This window comes from Streptomyces sp. GL_140 (assembly GCF_057834465.1).
Map to the genome: position 1 here is coordinate 7,562,561 of NZ_CM174404.1, position 13,914 is coordinate 7,576,474.

A 13,914-nucleotide genomic window follows, 5' to 3' on the forward strand; every position below is an offset into this window, starting at 1 on the left:
TCGAGCGGCAACTGGTTGGCTCGGTCAGGTCGCGAACAGCCGCGCCTCGGCCCGCTCGTGACGGCCCGACATCACATCGGCCATCGGAACGCACCCGCCGAGGTCGGCGAGTTCGCGCCGCAGGGCGGCGCCCGCCACCTCCTCGATGACGGGTGCGATGCCCCGCAGGACCACCTGGGCCTTGCGGTGGTCCGTGAGCCGCAGCCGCAGTGCGGCCCCGGTGAAACTGGCCGCGTACGCGAACAGGTCGCTCACCACCGCCTGTTCGGCCGGGACGCCGGCGGCCGCGTAGGCGACCCCGGCGGCCACGGCCTGTGTGCCGATGGCCCGCTTGGCGGCGACGAGCTCCGCGTACCGCTCCAGCGGCTCGCCGCCGACGCACTCGCGGGCCAGATCCAGCAGCTGGCGGCCGGTACGGGTGGCCGCGCGGCGCAGCCCCTCGTTGAGCTTGGTCGCGTTCAGCCGCTGGTCCGTCTCGGCGAGTGCGTCCCAGTCGCCGGCCAGTGCGGCCCGGTGGGCCAGCGCCAGCGCGGTGGCGTCGGAGGGGCCCACCGAATGCCGCAGCAGGTCGGCCAGCAGCCCCGGAACGCCCTCGGGGGCCACGGCCTTGGCCTGGGCGTAGCCCTCCAGGCCGTGCGAGAGGGTGTAGAAGCCGCTGGGGAAGGCAGAGTCGGTCAGCTGGAGGCTGACCAACAGGGCCTGTACCGGCGTGGTGCCGGGCAAGTCCACGGCGCTGCTCATGCCAGGTAGAAGAGGTGGTTCAGGGGCAGTTCGCGGGCCGGCTCGATGGTGGCAGGCACCCCGTCCAGGCTGACCTTGTACGTCTCGGGGTCCACCTTGATCACGGGCAGCGCGTCGTTGCGGACCATGTGCTGCTTGCCGACCGTCCGGCAGTGCCGCACCGGCAGGACCTTGCTGTCCAGGCCCAGCTTCTGCGGGACGCCCAGGTCGATCGCGGCCTGGGACATGAAGGAGACGCGGGTGGCCTGACGGGCCTTGCCGTACGCGCCGAACATGGGCCGGTAGTACACGGGCTGCGGGGTCGGCAGCGAGGCGTTCGGGTCGCCCATCAGCGCCCAGTTGATCAGGCCGCCCTTGATGACCATCTTCGGCTTGGCGGCGAAGGAGTTGATCGGCCACAGCACGACGTCGGCGAGCTTGCCCGCCTCCAGGGAGCCGATGTAGTCGGCCGTGCCCGAGGCGAGCGCCGGGTTGATGGTCATCTTGGCCAGGTAGCGCAGCACGCGGAAGTTGTCGTTGCGCTCGGTGTCGCCGTCGAGCTTGCCGCGCTGGTCCTTGCAGTGGTGGGCGGTCTGGAAGGCGCGGGTCCAGGACTCCCCGACGCGGCCCATGGCCTGCGAGTCGGAGGAGAAGATCGAGATGACGCCCTCGTCGTGCAGCACCGTCTCGGCGGCGATCGTCTCGGCGCGCACGCGGGAGTCCGCGAAGGACACGTCCTCCGGGATGTCGTGCGACAGGTGGTGGCAGACCATCACCATGTCGAGGAGCTCGTCCACCGAGTTCACGGTGTACGGGAGCGTCGGATTGGTGGAGGACGGCAGGACGTTGGGCTCTCCGGCCACCCGCATGATGTCGGGGGCGTGGCCGCCGCCCGCGCCCTCGGTGTGGAAGGTGTGGATGGTGCGCCCGTCGATGGCCGAGCGGGTGTCCTCGAAGAATCCGGACTCGTTGAGGGTGTCGGTGTGCACGGCGACCTGGACGTCGTAGTCGTCGGCGACGTCCAGGGCCTTGCTCAGCGCGGCCGGGGTCGTGCCCCAGTCCTCGTGCACCTTCAGGCCGCAGACGCCCGCCTCGACCTGCTCGATCAGGGCGTCCGGCAGCGAGCCGTTGCCCTTGCCCAGCAGACCGACGTTGACCGGCATGTCCTCGACCGCCTGGTACATGCGGCCGATGTTCCACGGACCCGGGGTGCAGGTCGTGCCGTTGGTGCCGTCGGAGGGGCCGGTGCCGCCGCCGATGAGGGTGGTGATGCCGTTGGACAGGCCGTGCTCGGCCTGCTGCGGGGAGATGAAGTGGATGTGGGTGTCGATGCCCCCGGCCGTGGCGATCAGGTGCTCGCCCGAGATCACCTCGGTGCCGGGGCCGATGACCAGCTTGGGGTGGACCCCGGACTGGGTGTGCGGGTTCCCGGCCTTGCCGAGACCCGCGATGAACCCGTCCTTGATCCCCAGGTCGCCCTTGACCACGCCCAGGATCGCGTCCATGACGACGACGTTGGTGATGACCAGGTCGAGGGCGCCCTGGGCGTTGGTGGCCTGCGGGTCCTGGGCCATGCCGTCGCGGATGCTCTTGCCGCCGCCGTACACGGCCTCGTCGCCGTAGTGGCCCTCGTTGTGGTCCTTCTCGACCTCGACGACCAGATTGGTGTCCGCCAGGTGGAAGCGGTCGCCGACGGTCGGCCCGAACAGGTCGGTGTACTGCTTGCGGCTCAAGACGGCCATCAGTTCTCGCCCTTCTTGTGGGTTTTGTTCTTCTTGCCGTCCTCGCCCTTGGACCCTTGGCCCTGGCCCGCGGCGGAGTCACCGGCACCGGCGGCGCGGGGCGCCGTCTCGGTGTGTACGTCCTCGATCCGGGCGCCCTTGAAGCCCAGTTCGACCGCCCGGCGCAGGGCGCGGATCCGGGTGTCGGTGGAGCCGAGACCGCCGTCGACGAGGGAGCTGAAGCCGATCAGCCGCCCGTGTCCGCTGTACGCGGTGAGCTCGACCTCGCGGGTGTCGCCCGGCTCGAAGCGGACGCCGGTACCGGCCGGGAGGTCGAGGTGCATGCCGTAGGCGGCGTTGCGGTCGAAGTCCAGGGCCCGATTGGCCTCGAAGAAGTGGTAGTGCGAGCCGACCTGGACCGCGCGGTCGCCCGTGTTGGACACGGTGACCTTGGCCTTGCGGCGGCCGGCGTTGATCTCTACGGAGCCTTCTCCGTAGAGGTATTTGGCGCCACCGGACATGGTGGTACTTCCTTCCTTCGGATCAGTGGTGGGAATGGCCGTGCGTGTGACCGTGACCGTGCGACGGCTCGTGCCCGTGCGCGTGACCGTGCTCGTGCGTGTGACCGTGGTCGCCGTCCGGGCCGTGCGAGTGCGCGTACCCGTGGCCGTGCTCGGCGTCCAGCCCCTCGGTGATGCCGTCCTGCCCGTGCGCCAGCCGGTGCAGGGCCTCCTGAACCCGGGCCCGTACCACCTGGGCGAGCGCCGCTTCCGACAGCAGGGGACCGGTGTCCAGGACCCCGGCCGGCATCTCGGCGGGAGCGGCGAACGCGGCGCGGACCAGAGCGACTTGTTCGGCGCCCAGGCGACGGCACCGCTCCACCCCCTCAGCGAGGTCCGGGTCGCCGCCGTCGAAGGCGACCTCGACCCAGCGGTGGTGCCCGTACTGGCGCACGAGCCGGGCCACCCGGAAGAGGTCGGCGTCCTCGAAGGGCCCGGAGGCGGGCGCCGTGACCAGGACGGCCGAGGTCTCGGGCGCCTCGCGCACCGCCTTGAGGGCGGCGGTACGGAGCCACGCGGTCAGATGGTCCACGGTGGCGAACGGCGGGGCCAGCGCGAGCCGCCCGCGGCCCTCGTCACGGCCCAGCCAGCGCAGCGCGCGGGCGCAGTCGGCGATCAGCCCGGGGTCGCGCCCCAGCGTCATCGGGACCACGCAGACCGGGTCGGGCGAATCGGCGAGCGCACGGCGCACGGCTTCGGCGAGCGGTCGGCCCGCGCTCAAGGCCCCGGCCGCGGCTCCGCCCTCGTGGCCGCCGGCCAGGATGACCGTGGCCGCCGACTCCGGGACCGTGCCCGGCCGTTCGGGTGCGACTGCGGCGGCCATGGATCAGGCGCCCACGGGGTCGTGGCAGGAGACGAGCTTGGTGCCGTCGAGGAAGGCGGCCTCGACCTGGAGCAGCGGCAGCATCTCCCGTACGCCGGGCATGACATCGGCGCCGGAGACGATCTGCTTGCCGAGCTCCATGCATTCGGCGACGGTCCTGCCGTCGCGGGCGCCTTCGAGGATGCCCTCGCTGATCAGGGCGCAGGCCTCGCTGTAGTTGAGCTTGACGCCCCGGTCGCGCCGCTTGCGGGCCAGATCGGCCACGACGTAGATCCAGAGCTTGTCCATCTCACGGGGGGCCAGATTCATCGGTCACTCACTTTCGGCTCTCAAGGTGGTTCGGACGCACGACTCGGGTTCAGGACGGAGCGGGGCGCGGCGGGGGCGGACGGAGTGGGGCGGCGGGATCGGGCAGGGCAGGGTCGGGCAGGGCGGGACTCCGGGAGGTTCCGGACGGACCTCTCAGGTCCGTCGCAGCCGGGGGATCTGCGGGACGGCCGCGACGAAGACGAGCGCGGTCAGGACGAACGGCCAGGTGAAGGTGTGGCCGCCGAACGGGGCGAAGAAGGCGGTCATCGCCGCGGTCAGCCCGGTCGCCGCCCCGGCGCCGAGGACGGCGAAGGCGAAGCTCCAGTTCGAACGGACGATGAAGACCCCGCACAGGGCCATCGCGACGAGCACGCTGCTGTAGCCCATCAGGCCCTGGGACACGCCCTCGGCGGGCGAACCCATCGCCCACGCGACGAAGATGGCGCTGAGACTGCCGACGCAGGCCATGACCCCGGCGAGCCGGTCGGCCACGAAGATCCCCGCCAGGAAGATCAGGCCGACGTACCACTGCGGCATGAAGAAGATCTGGCCGATGTTGGAGAAGAACCCGTGCCAGAGCTGCTCCCAGCCCAGCGTCGTGGTTCCCGCGGCGGGCTCGGGGAGCGCCGCCAGACCGGGGCCCGCGTGCCACACCCGGGAGAAGCTGGGCGCCGCGATGGTCATCACGCTCGCGATGATGCAGAAGGGCGCCGTGAACGTGGGGATGTTCCAGGTGCCGAGGATCGTGGCGAGCGCCGAGGTGACGACCACGACGGTGATGCTGCCGCCGATCGCGAGCAGCAGGGTGGACAGGTGCTCCGCGCCGAGGAAGACGGCGAAGCCGAGCGAGACCAGGGTGCCGTTGAAGCCGCGCAGTCCGACCGAGACGATCTCGCGGTCGATGCCGAAGGCGTAGGCGGTGGCGGTGCCGACGACGGCGCCGAGGAGTCCGTAGAGGGCGTACTGCCAGCCGGCGGCGGCGAGGGCGGCGAGGAAGAAGATGCCCGTGATCGCATTCGGCATGAAATCGACCTGAGCGACGCCCCGCAGGACTTCCTGGACAAAGCTTGCGGGTTGAGCGGGAGCCTGAGGTAAGGGCTCCGTTGCCACGGCCTGCATTTCCTTCTCCAATGCGCAGGAAGAGAGGGCCCGGAAGGGCCTGGATTTGTCCTTCGCCGCGACTGGGCAACCGGAACCGGATGGGGCGGGGTGTGACCGACCACGCACCGACAGTACCGGTAAATCGTGACAATCCCACCTGGAGGCGAGGGTGTCACGGGTCCGTTCGCGGTCGTGCGCGGACCGGGTCCGGAGGTTCGTGGAGGTGTCGGGCGGTCGAAAGTCCGCGCGGTTGCGGAGTTCCGCCCCTCGTGTTATTTGCCTTATTGCGCAAATCTTGCAATAGGACCTCGAATTTCCTGTTCCATGAGGCCGGAATTGTGGTCCGGGTATCGGAACATCGGAATACCGGAGTGCCGATCCGGCGCTCTCCGGCGCTCTTCGGAGTCCGGGCCGGAGTCCGGGCCGGGGCCCGGAAGAGTCAACGCCAGGGCCTGCGTGGCGCGCCTCACCGGCGGAGCGCGGCCGGGCGGTGTCCGCTGGGCAGGTGCGAGTTTGCGTGGGCGCCCGCTGGTGGGACGAGCTGACACCGGCCGCCGGGGCCGCCGTCATGGCCGCCGGGATCATTTCGGCCGGTCTGCGCCTCATCGGCCAAGGCGCGCTGTCGCTCGCCGCGCTGGCCGTCTCCGTGGCACTGTGGCTCGTACTCGCGGCCGACTTCGGCGCCCGGCTGCTCGGTGACCGGCGGCGCTTTCGCGCCGAGGCCGACACCCCGGCGGCCCTCACCGCCGTCGCCGCCACGACCGTGCTCGGGGCCCGGCTCTCCGTCCTCGGATGGCAGCCGGTGGCCGTCGCGATGCTGGCGCTGGCGGCAGCTCTCTGGCCGGGGCTGCTGCTCGCCGTCCTGCGGCACTGGGGGCGGCGGATGCCCGGTGCGGCGTTCCTCGTCTGCGTGGCCACCCAGGGGCTCGCCGTCCTCGCGGGCACCCTGGCCGGAGCCACCGGCCAGGACTGGCTCGGCCGGGCGGCGCTGGCCGCCTTCTGCCTGGGGCTGCTGCTGTACGTGGAGGCGCTGGTGCGCTTCGACTTCCGGGAAGTGGTGTCCGGCGCGGGCGACCACTGGGTGGCCGGCGGGGCCCTGTCCATCACCGCGCTGGCCGGAGCCGGTCTCGTCTCCTCACCCCTGTGGACGGGCTGGGTGCACGAGGGACTGCGTACCGCGACCCTGGTGACGCTCGGAATCTCCCTCGCCTGGTACGCCGTACTCCTCGGCGCCGAGATCTTCCGGCCGCGCCCGTGCTACGACGTCCGCCGCTGGTCGAGCGTCTTCCCGCTCGGCATGACCGCGACGGCCTGCCTCTCCGCGGCCGGCCCCACGGGCGTGGAGTGGCTGCGCCCCCTCGGCACGGTGCTGCTCTGGGTCGCCGTCGGCGCATGGGCGCTGACCTTCGTGGGCTTCCTCGCGGCGCGCGCCGACGCCTGACCGTCCGGGGGCCTTTCGCGAACGAGCCGGGGGTGCTCCGCGAAGGTGGGACGGTCCAACCGTCAGGGCCGCCACCCGTGACCGTCCAGTCGCGGCGAGAGGGCCACGCACACCAGCAGGCCCACGGCCAAGGCCAGTGCCCACAGCGCACCATGGCGCAACGTCAGGAGGCCGCCGGCGAGGGCGCCGAGCAGCAGGGCCACCACCGTGACGAGGCGACGCAGCGGCGCCGGTCCCCACGGATCGGCCGCGAGCCCGGTCAGGGCCCTGGTCACGACGGTGGTGGTCAGATCGGGAACGGCGAGCCGGTGCACCACGGCGTTCTGCAGGCCCATGCCGAGCGCGAGCAGGGCGACGACGCCCGACGGCGGGCCGCCGACCGCGGTCAGCGCCAGGGCGCCGCCCACCAGTACGGTCTGCACCGCGACCAGCGGCACGAACATCCGGGCGGCCCCCGTGCCCCGCCGCAGTCGGCCGACGGCCGCGGCCCCGGCCAGGAAGGCGCCCAGGGCCAGCAGGGAGTCCGGAGCGGACAGGGAGCGGTCCCCGGCGATCGCGAAGCCGAGGAAGACCACATTGCCCGTCATATTGGCCACGAAGACATGGTCGAGGCCCAGGTAGCTCACCGCGTCGACCACACCGCTGACGAAGGTCAGGACGATCAGCAGGGGCGGCAGCACCCCGTGCGGAGGCGGTGCGCCGCCCGGCTCCAGCGGGAACAGCAGCGCGGCAAGCGGCCTCAGGATCCCGTGCCGTGCGGTGGAGGTCATGTGGCCCGCCCCTCTGAAGCTGGTGCGCTGGTGCTGTGACCGGAAGGGTTTGCCGGGTCGCGGCGCGCCACACGATAGCGAGCGCGGGCGCGATCGGGAGATACCGACTCAAAGCGGTGCCCGCCCGGTGGGTTCCCGACGGGCACGCCCCCGGGCGGGCGGCGCGCGGCGGCCCGGTGGCGCCGTCGTGGGCCGCTCAGTAGGGTCCCGGCATGGCCTACACGTTTCAGGTGACCGTCGACTCCGCCACTCCGCACGCCCTCGCCGACTGGTGGGCCGAGGCCCTCGGATGGGAAGTCGAGCCCAGTGACGAGGAGTTCATCCGGGGGCTGATCGCCGCCGGGCACGCGAGCGAGGAGGACACCACCACCCACCGGGGCGTCCTCGTCTGGAAGGCGGGCCAGGGGATCCGCCACCCCGAGGGCCTCGAACGGGCGCCCCGCGTCCTCTTCCAGCTGATCGAGGAGCCCAAGACCGTCAAGAACCGGATCCACCTCGATGTCCGCACGGGCGAGGACGACCCCAAGGCCGTGGTCGAACGGCTCATCGCCAAGGGGGCCGAGCACCTGCACGACGGCCGCCAGGGCCCCTTCGCCTGGACCACCCTCCTCGACCCCGAGGGCAACGAGCTCTGCGTCTCCCACTGACCCGCACGGCCCCCGCATAGGGTGGGGCCGTGAACGTCATCCTCTTCGGCGCGACCGGAATGATCGGCCGGGGCGTGCTGCGCGAGTGCCTGCGCGACGACTCCGTGGAAAGCGTCCTGGCCGTCGGCCGCACCCCACTCGCCGTCACCCATCCCAAACTGCGCGAGCTCGTCCGGCCGGACCCGACCGACCTGTCGGACAGCGGCCTGCCGGACGCCGGCGTCGACCTGGCCTCGTACGACGCGTGCTTCTTCTGCCTCGGGATCTCCTCCTTCCGCATGAAGGAGGACGAGTACCGGCGGATCACCCACGATCTGACGCTCGCGGCCGCCCGCCCCCTCGCCGCCGCCAATCCCCGGCTGACCTTCGCCTACGTCTCCGGCGAGGGCACCGACAGCACCGAGAGCGGCCGTTCCATGTGGGCCCGGGTCAAGGGGAAGACCGAGAACGACCTGCTGAAGCTGGACTTCGAGGCCTACATGTTCCGCCCCGGGATCGTGCAGCCCGACCGCGGGACGCCCTCCAAGACCCCGCTCTACCGGGCCGCGTACGCGGTCACCGCGCCCCTCTTCCCCGTCCTGCGGCGCTTCGCGCCCAACCTGGTCACCACCACCCGGGCGCTGGGCCGCGCCATGATCACGGTCGCGGCGGCCGGCCCCGCGGACGCCGGTACCCAGCGCATCCTGCGGCCCCAGGACATCAACCGGCTCGGCGGCGAGGGCCCGGACCAGCGGTAATTCGGTTCCGGTCGGACCCTTCCGCCCCTGAGAATGAGGCATCTCGAACCGGGAGGAACCCCATGAGCCAGGACCGCCTGACTCTGCACGACCTGATGCCCGCACAGGCGCTGACCGAAGCCATCGACGCCGGATACGTGCTGCGCAAGACGCACCCCGAGCTGCCGCTGTCGCTCTACACCTACACCCGGACCGCCCAGTACGAGCGGGTCTGGAACGAGGTCACCACGCGCTGTCGCGGTCTCGTCGCCGACGACGTCACCGGCGCGGTCGTCGCGCTGCCGCTGCCCAAGTTCTTCAACGTGGGCGAGCACGAGGCAGGGCAGCCCTACGCGCCCGCCCTGCCCGACGAGCCGTTCGAGGTGTACGACAAGGTCGACGGCAGTCTCGGAGTGGTCTTCCACTACGCGGGGCAGTGGCGGGTCGCGTCCAGGGGTTCCTTCACCAGCACCCAGGCCGTCTGGGCGCAGCGCCGCCTCGACCGGCGCGACACCTCCGGTCTGGTTCCCGGGACCACGTACCTCGCGGAGATCCTGTACCCGCAGAACCGGATCGTCGTGGACTACGGCGACCGCCGCGACCTCGTGCTGCTCGCCGCGTACGGAGCGGCCGGCGCCGAGGTGCCGCTCGCCGAGGCCGCCGCGCACTGGGAGGGGATCGGCTCCGTCGTCACCGTGTGGCCCGCCATGCCGCTCGACGAACTGCTCGCGCTGACCGCCTCCAACACCCTGCCCGACGGCGGCAACGCGACCGGCACCGACGCCGAGGGCTTCGTGCTGCGCTTCGCCTCGGGCGTCCGCGCCAAGGCCAAGATCGCCGAGTACGTACGGCTGCACAAGGTGCTCACCGGCGTGACCGAGCGGGACATCTGGCGGAGCCACGGCATCCAGCGGTTCGCCGGACTGCCCGTCAAGCAGGTGGCCCAGGGGCTGAACTGCACCGTCGCCGACATCGAGGCCTCGGGCGGCAAGCCGCTCGACGCCCTGCTGGAGCAGGTGCCGGACGAGTTCGACCACTGGGTGCGCTCGGTGATCGACCGCCTGGAGGACGAGGCCCGGGGGCGCGAGCGCGCCATCGACGAGGCGTACGCGTCCCTCGCGCACCTGGCCGACGACCGCGGCGCGTTCGCGCGCGCCACCAAGGGGATGCGCGACAGCGGGATCCGCGGCGCGCTGTTCCAGCGCCTGGACGGCAGGACGACCGAGCTGGTCACCTGGCGGCAGGTGCGGCCCGAGACCGCCGACCCCTTCACGAACGACGAGGAGAACTGACCCCCGTGTCCGCAGTACCCGAGACCGAGACCGAGACCGAGACCGAAACCACGCCCCCCGCGCTGCCGGTGGTGCACGTCATGACGGGGCTGCCGGCCTCCGGCAAGACCACCGCCGCGCGTGCCCTCCAGGAGCAGTCCGGCGGACGGATGCGCCGCGTCAACCTCGACGACCTGCGCAGCATGCTGGACGTGCCGGATCCGGGGCGCGAGCGCTCGTACAAGCACGAGCAGACGGTGCTGGACATCCAGGACGCGGCGGTCGACGCGGCCGTCGAGGGCGGCTTCGACGTGGTCGTCGACAACACGCACCTGACCTCCTACATCCCCAAGCGGCTGAAGGCGGCCGTGGCGGGGCGGGCCACCTTCGTCGTGCACGACTTCACCGACGTGCCCGTGGAGGAGTGCCTGCGCCGCGACGCCGCGCGCGAGCGTCAGGTGGGCGAGGAGATCATCCGGATACTCGCCGACAAGCACGCGAAGGCGCGCAGGGGCGGCTGGCGGCTCACCGCGGAGTGGCTCAACGACCAGCCGGATGTGTCCCCGTACGTGGCCGACCCGGCGCTGCCCTCGGCGGTGATGTGCGACATCGACGGCACGCTCGCGCTGACCGGCGACCGCAATCCGTACGACTTCTCGCGCTGCGGCATCGACACGCTGAACGCGCCGGTGCGCGACGCCCTCGACTCCTTCCGGCGCGCCGACGGCGACGTCATCGTGCTGCTGTCCGGCCGGGGCGAGGAGCACCGGGAGCCGACCGAGGCCTGGCTGCGTGAGCACGAAGTCCCGTACGACGAACTGTGGATGCGCCCGGCCGGAGACACGCGGCGCGACGACATCGTCAAGGCGGAACTGTTCAACGAGCACGTGCGCGGCCGGTACGCCGTCAGGGTCTCCCTGGACGACCGCGACCGGGTGGTGGCCATCTGGCGCCGGATGGGCCTGCCGACCTGGCAGGTCAACTACGGCGACTTCTAGGGCGATTGCGTCACTCGGCGCGGGCGGCGAGGTGGACGGAGCGAGGCGGACGGAGCGAGCGGGGGCCTGGACGTTCCGGGTCCCCGCTCGGCAACGGCTCCGGGACTCAGACGATCGACCTGATGGTCTTGTCCGCGTACCGCAGCGTCTCGTCGACGGCCCTGTCCATCTCGCGCAGTTCGTCGGGCCCCGCCGTGAGGAGAGCGGGGACGTTGATGATGCTCGCGGCGAGGAAGCATCCCGCCACGGTGAGGAACTCCTTGTACCGGTCCTGCCCCTCGTGCCCCAGCGATTCCCAGTCCCGGGGCTCCGGCGGCAGACTCGTCCTCCACCTCTCGAGGGCGTGGGTGCCGTGGACTTGGACGTACTCCATGACGGCCGTGGCGCGCGACAGCACGTCGACCATCGTGTCGAAGCCCTTCTGTGACTGGTCCAGAGCGGCCTCCGCGGCCTCGACCTCGGTTCGCAGGCGTTCCTCCTCCTTCTTGGTCCGGCGCTGCTTCAAGACGTAGAAGCCGGCGGCCGCCAGGGCTGCCGCCGGGGCGGCGACCATGCCGGTGAGCAGGAGGATTCCACCCGCCATGCCCGCACCGCCCGCGGCCAGCGTGCCCCCTCCCAAGAGGGCCAGCGTCGCGTTGGTCGCGGCGACCCCGGCCAGCGTAGAAATGGCCGTCCCGGTGGAGGCGGTCCCGAACAACGCGGCGGCGGTGAAGGCGCCGTAGGCCACGGCGCCACCGGCTGCCGCTCCGGCCGCACCTCCGGCGGCGGCGCCGCGGATCGCGTTGGCGATCCCGGCGGACATGGCCTCGATGCGGATCGCCGTAGGGGTCCCGCCCGTGCTCCCGGTCTCCTCCTCGCCCGGCCCCTCCGGCTCGGGAGCTCCGCCGATGCTCCTGGCCAGCTCCACGAACTCCATGAAGAACTTGTCGCGGACGACGTCGTGGACGAGGTTGAAGGCTTCCGCGTGTTCCTGGGTGATCTTCGAGCGCTGGGCCGTCTTCTCGTTGATCTCGGCGTGGCGTCTCTTCGTGTCCGCGACCTGGTCGCGCAGTTTCACCGGTCGCCGGCCCCGCTCATGAGCGAGGGACCTGGTCCGGTCCTCCGCCTCCAGCTCCAGCTGCGCGGGTGTCAGCCGGAGCGCGAGGGCGATGGCGGCCAACCGGTGCTCCCCGGGGCTGATGAGCCCGTGCTCGATCCGGGAGATCGAGACCGCGCCCCCTTTCCCGTAGTCGGCCAGATCGGCCAACTCCTCCTGGGTCATGGGGGGGTTGCAGGCCTGGCGGTGCTCGCGGATCACGAGGCCCATGGCCTCCGCGCTGAAATCACTCATCCGTTCCGGCCCCCTTGGCCAGCGGGCTGTGGCGATCCCAGGAGGACTTGAGCTCGCGCGCCAGCGCGCCGCCCGAGCGCAGGGCCCGGACGCCGTCCTCCTTGAACTGCTTGGCAGCCTTGACGACGGCCGGGTCGCGACGGACGTCGTTGGCGGTCTGGATGTTCTGGGTTGCGGTGAGGGTCAGTTGGGCGATGTTGAGGCGAGACATGGCGGTGGACCTTTCGTCGCTGATGGCGCCTGCGCGTCTGCAACATAGCTTCACTTAGTGCGCGGCGTCCGCACTATGGAGAAACCGGCTGCAACGGCGACACGCTCGGCGTCCGGGGCCCTTCCGGGCCGCAGTGGCTCGGCGCGGCGACCCGACCCGGTCCCACCTGTCCATACTGGGGTGGTGACTGTGCTGATCGTGGATGGTGCGAACGTCGTCGGGTCCGTGCCGGACGGCTGGTGGCGCGACCGGCACGGCGCCGCGGAGCGGCTGCGCGACCTGCTGGCCGGGCGGGACGAGGGGGAGGAGATCATCCTCGTCGTCGAAGGCGCCGCCCGGGGCGTCGAGTCCGTTCCCGGGGTACGGGTGGACCCGGCGCCCGGGAGCGGCGACGACCGGATCGTGGAGCTGGCCGAGGCCTGCGCGGAGCGCGGCGGGTGCGTGGTGGTCACTGCGGACCGGGAACTGCGCGAGCGGGTACGGGCGCACGGCGCGCGATGCGTGGGACCGCGGGCCGTGCGCCCGGAGGCACAGGGGGCACAGGGGGCGTAGAGGGCCGTACGGGCCCCGGGTCAGCGGGCCTGGAGGGCGGCGACGAATCCGTCGCGCAGCAACGGGTAGGCCTGGGCGATGGTCCAGCCGGCCTCCCAGCAGGCGTCGCGCTCCGCCTGGGCCGTTGGGGCGCTCTCGCACGCGTGGGACTTGTAGAACTCGGCCGCCTTGGTGACCTTGTCGGCGTTCGCGCGCAGGGTGGTGAAGGTGCGCGGGTCCTCGTGGTGGATCCACGACAGGGAGGTCTTCGCGGTCTCGGCGGCCTTGGCCGCGTTGCCGGCGCAGAGCGGGGTCAGCGAAGTCGGCCGCTCGGGCCAGCACTTGGAGCCCTTCTCGGAACCGTAGCGGGTCTCGGTGTTGTTGAGCAGAGCGACCGACTTCGAGTGGACCGCCTCCGCGTCGGGGGCGCCGACACCGCGGGGCTGGTCCTTCCACTTCTGGATGACCGTGAAGACGTCCGGCCAGCTCCGGCCCGACTGCGGGCTCTGGCCGCTGGACGGGGCCTGCGAGGAGGGGGAGGGGGCCGAGGAGGACGGGGCGGGCGCCGACGGGGTGGGGGAGCCGCTCGGAGAGGCCGCGGCCCGGTCCGTAGTGGCGCCGCCCGAGGAACACCCGCCGAGAGCGGCCACGGCCGCTGCGGCCGCCACGGCCGTCGCCAGGGTGGCGGGGTGCTTGGGTCGTCCGGTACGGGGCACCGTGTCTGTCCTTCGCTCTGCCCGCAGGCCGTCTGCCTGCGGGGACAGA

General features: G+C 71.9%; 16 protein-coding genes. 6 read left to right on the top strand and 10 right to left on the bottom strand.

The window, feature by feature from the left end; all coding sequences use genetic code 11:
• Positions 1-24: 24 nt before the first annotated feature.
• From AC3IYJ_RS35205 to AC3IYJ_RS35230, 6 genes are all read right to left on the bottom strand, one after another.
• Positions 25-741 (bottom strand): urease accessory protein UreF, encoded by a 717-nt coding sequence (locus AC3IYJ_RS35205; protein WP_489398557.1) that lies wholly within the window; start codon positions 739-741, stop codon positions 25-27.
• Complete coding sequence (ureC, locus tag AC3IYJ_RS35210) at positions 738-2,462, bottom strand: urease subunit alpha (protein ID WP_489398558.1); 1,725 nt, start codon at positions 2,460-2,462, stop codon at positions 738-740. Before ureC ends, AC3IYJ_RS35205 begins: the two co-directional genes overlap by 4 nt.
• Positions 2,462-2,962: an urease subunit beta gene (locus tag AC3IYJ_RS35215; protein WP_489398559.1), complete on the bottom strand. Its 501-nt coding sequence runs from the start codon at positions 2,960-2,962 to the stop codon at positions 2,462-2,464. Before AC3IYJ_RS35215 ends, ureC begins: the two co-directional genes overlap by 1 nt.
• Positions 2,963-2,984: 22 nt before the next feature.
• Positions 2,985-3,824: a sirohydrochlorin chelatase gene (locus AC3IYJ_RS35220; protein WP_489398560.1), complete on the bottom strand. Its 840-nt coding sequence runs from the start codon at positions 3,822-3,824 to the stop codon at positions 2,985-2,987.
• 3 nt (positions 3,825-3,827) lie between these two features.
• On the bottom strand, positions 3,828-4,133 hold the full coding sequence (locus AC3IYJ_RS35225) for an urease subunit gamma (RefSeq protein ID WP_489398561.1): 306 nt from the start codon (positions 4,131-4,133) through the stop codon (positions 3,828-3,830).
• Between the two features lie 153 nt (positions 4,134-4,286).
• Positions 4,287-5,252, bottom strand: coding sequence for an urea transporter (locus AC3IYJ_RS35230; protein WP_489398562.1), 966 nt, complete (start codon positions 5,250-5,252; stop codon positions 4,287-4,289).
• Between the two features lie 499 nt (positions 5,253-5,751).
• Here AC3IYJ_RS35230 and AC3IYJ_RS35235 point away from each other — a divergent pair, with 499 nt between their 5' ends.
• On the top strand, positions 5,752-6,675 hold the full coding sequence (locus AC3IYJ_RS35235) for a tellurite resistance/C4-dicarboxylate transporter family protein (RefSeq protein WP_489398563.1): 924 nt from the start codon (positions 5,752-5,754) through the stop codon (positions 6,673-6,675).
• Positions 6,676-6,737: 62 nt separating this feature from the next.
• On the opposite strand, the gene AC3IYJ_RS35240 is transcribed toward AC3IYJ_RS35235, so the two are convergent.
• Entirely contained in the window at positions 6,738-7,445 is a 708-nt protein-coding gene (locus AC3IYJ_RS35240; protein WP_489398564.1) for a YoaK family protein, read from the bottom strand.
• 212 nt (positions 7,446-7,657) lie between these two features.
• On the opposite strand from AC3IYJ_RS35240, the gene AC3IYJ_RS35245 reads away from it, so the two are divergent.
• The 4 genes from AC3IYJ_RS35245 (at position 7,658) to AC3IYJ_RS35260 (ending at position 11,077) form a co-directional block, all read left to right on the top strand.
• The gene (locus AC3IYJ_RS35245) at positions 7,658-8,092 is read left to right on the top strand and encodes a VOC family protein (RefSeq protein WP_489398565.1); all 435 of its coding nucleotides are present in this window, start codon (positions 7,658-7,660) and stop codon (positions 8,090-8,092) included.
• A 29-nt stretch (positions 8,093-8,121) separates the two neighbouring features.
• Entirely contained in the window at positions 8,122-8,829 is a 708-nt protein-coding gene (locus AC3IYJ_RS35250) for a Rossmann-fold NAD(P)-binding domain-containing protein (RefSeq protein ID WP_489398566.1), read from the top strand.
• Between the two features lie 62 nt (positions 8,830-8,891).
• Complete coding sequence (locus tag AC3IYJ_RS35255; protein WP_489398567.1) at positions 8,892-10,100, top strand: RNA ligase; 1,209 nt, start codon at positions 8,892-8,894, stop codon at positions 10,098-10,100.
• Positions 10,101-10,105: 5 nt separating this feature from the next.
• Complete coding sequence (locus tag AC3IYJ_RS35260; protein WP_489398568.1) at positions 10,106-11,077, top strand: phosphatase domain-containing protein; 972 nt, start codon at positions 10,106-10,108, stop codon at positions 11,075-11,077.
• A 106-nt stretch (positions 11,078-11,183) separates the two neighbouring features.
• Here AC3IYJ_RS35260 and AC3IYJ_RS35265 read toward each other — a convergent pair whose 3' ends face one another.
• A complete protein-coding gene (locus AC3IYJ_RS35265; protein WP_489398569.1) occupies positions 11,184-12,407 on the bottom strand; it encodes a helix-turn-helix domain-containing protein in 1,224 nt (407 codons plus the stop codon).
• Entirely contained in the window at positions 12,400-12,618 is a 219-nt protein-coding gene (locus AC3IYJ_RS35270; RefSeq protein WP_489398570.1) for a hypothetical protein, read from the bottom strand. Before AC3IYJ_RS35270 ends, AC3IYJ_RS35265 begins: the two co-directional genes overlap by 8 nt.
• Positions 12,619-12,801: 183 nt before the next feature.
• Between AC3IYJ_RS35270 and AC3IYJ_RS35275 the strand changes: the two genes are divergently transcribed.
• On the top strand, positions 12,802-13,170 hold the full coding sequence (locus AC3IYJ_RS35275) for a PIN domain-containing protein (protein ID WP_489398571.1): 369 nt from the start codon (positions 12,802-12,804) through the stop codon (positions 13,168-13,170).
• A gap of 20 nt (positions 13,171-13,190) precedes the next feature.
• On the opposite strand, the gene AC3IYJ_RS35280 is transcribed toward AC3IYJ_RS35275, so the two are convergent.
• On the bottom strand, positions 13,191-13,865 hold the full coding sequence (locus AC3IYJ_RS35280) for a hypothetical protein (protein WP_489398572.1): 675 nt from the start codon (positions 13,863-13,865) through the stop codon (positions 13,191-13,193).
• Positions 13,866-13,914: the final 49 nt, after the last annotated feature.

Excerpts from the sequence above, each read along its gene's own strand:
- AC3IYJ_RS35205 (WP_489398557.1), bottom strand. The coding sequence starts at position 741 with ATGAGCAGCGCCGTGGACTTGCCCGGCACCACGCCGGTACAGGCCCTG.
- ureC (WP_489398558.1), bottom strand. The coding sequence starts at position 2,462 with ATGGCCGTCTTGAGCCGCAAGCAGTACACCGACCTGTTCGGGCCGACC.
- AC3IYJ_RS35215 (WP_489398559.1), bottom strand. The coding sequence starts at position 2,962 with ATGTCCGGTGGCGCCAAATACCTCTACGGAGAAGGCTCCGTAGAGATC.
- AC3IYJ_RS35220 (WP_489398560.1), bottom strand. The coding sequence starts at position 3,824 with ATGGCCGCCGCAGTCGCACCCGAACGGCCGGGCACGGTCCCGGAGTCG.
- AC3IYJ_RS35225 (WP_489398561.1), bottom strand. The coding sequence starts at position 4,133 with ATGAATCTGGCCCCCCGTGAGATGGACAAGCTCTGGATCTACGTCGTG.
- AC3IYJ_RS35230 (WP_489398562.1), bottom strand. The coding sequence starts at position 5,252 with ATGCAGGCCGTGGCAACGGAGCCCTTACCTCAGGCTCCCGCTCAACCC.
- AC3IYJ_RS35240 (WP_489398564.1), bottom strand. The coding sequence starts at position 7,445 with ATGACCTCCACCGCACGGCACGGGATCCTGAGGCCGCTTGCCGCGCTG.
- AC3IYJ_RS35245 (WP_489398565.1), top strand. The coding sequence starts at position 7,658 with ATGGCCTACACGTTTCAGGTGACCGTCGACTCCGCCACTCCGCACGCC.
- AC3IYJ_RS35255 (WP_489398567.1), top strand. The coding sequence starts at position 8,892 with ATGAGCCAGGACCGCCTGACTCTGCACGACCTGATGCCCGCACAGGCG.
- AC3IYJ_RS35265 (WP_489398569.1), bottom strand. The coding sequence starts at position 12,407 with ATGAGTGATTTCAGCGCGGAGGCCATGGGCCTCGTGATCCGCGAGCAC.
- AC3IYJ_RS35270 (WP_489398570.1), bottom strand. The coding sequence starts at position 12,618 with ATGTCTCGCCTCAACATCGCCCAACTGACCCTCACCGCAACCCAGAAC.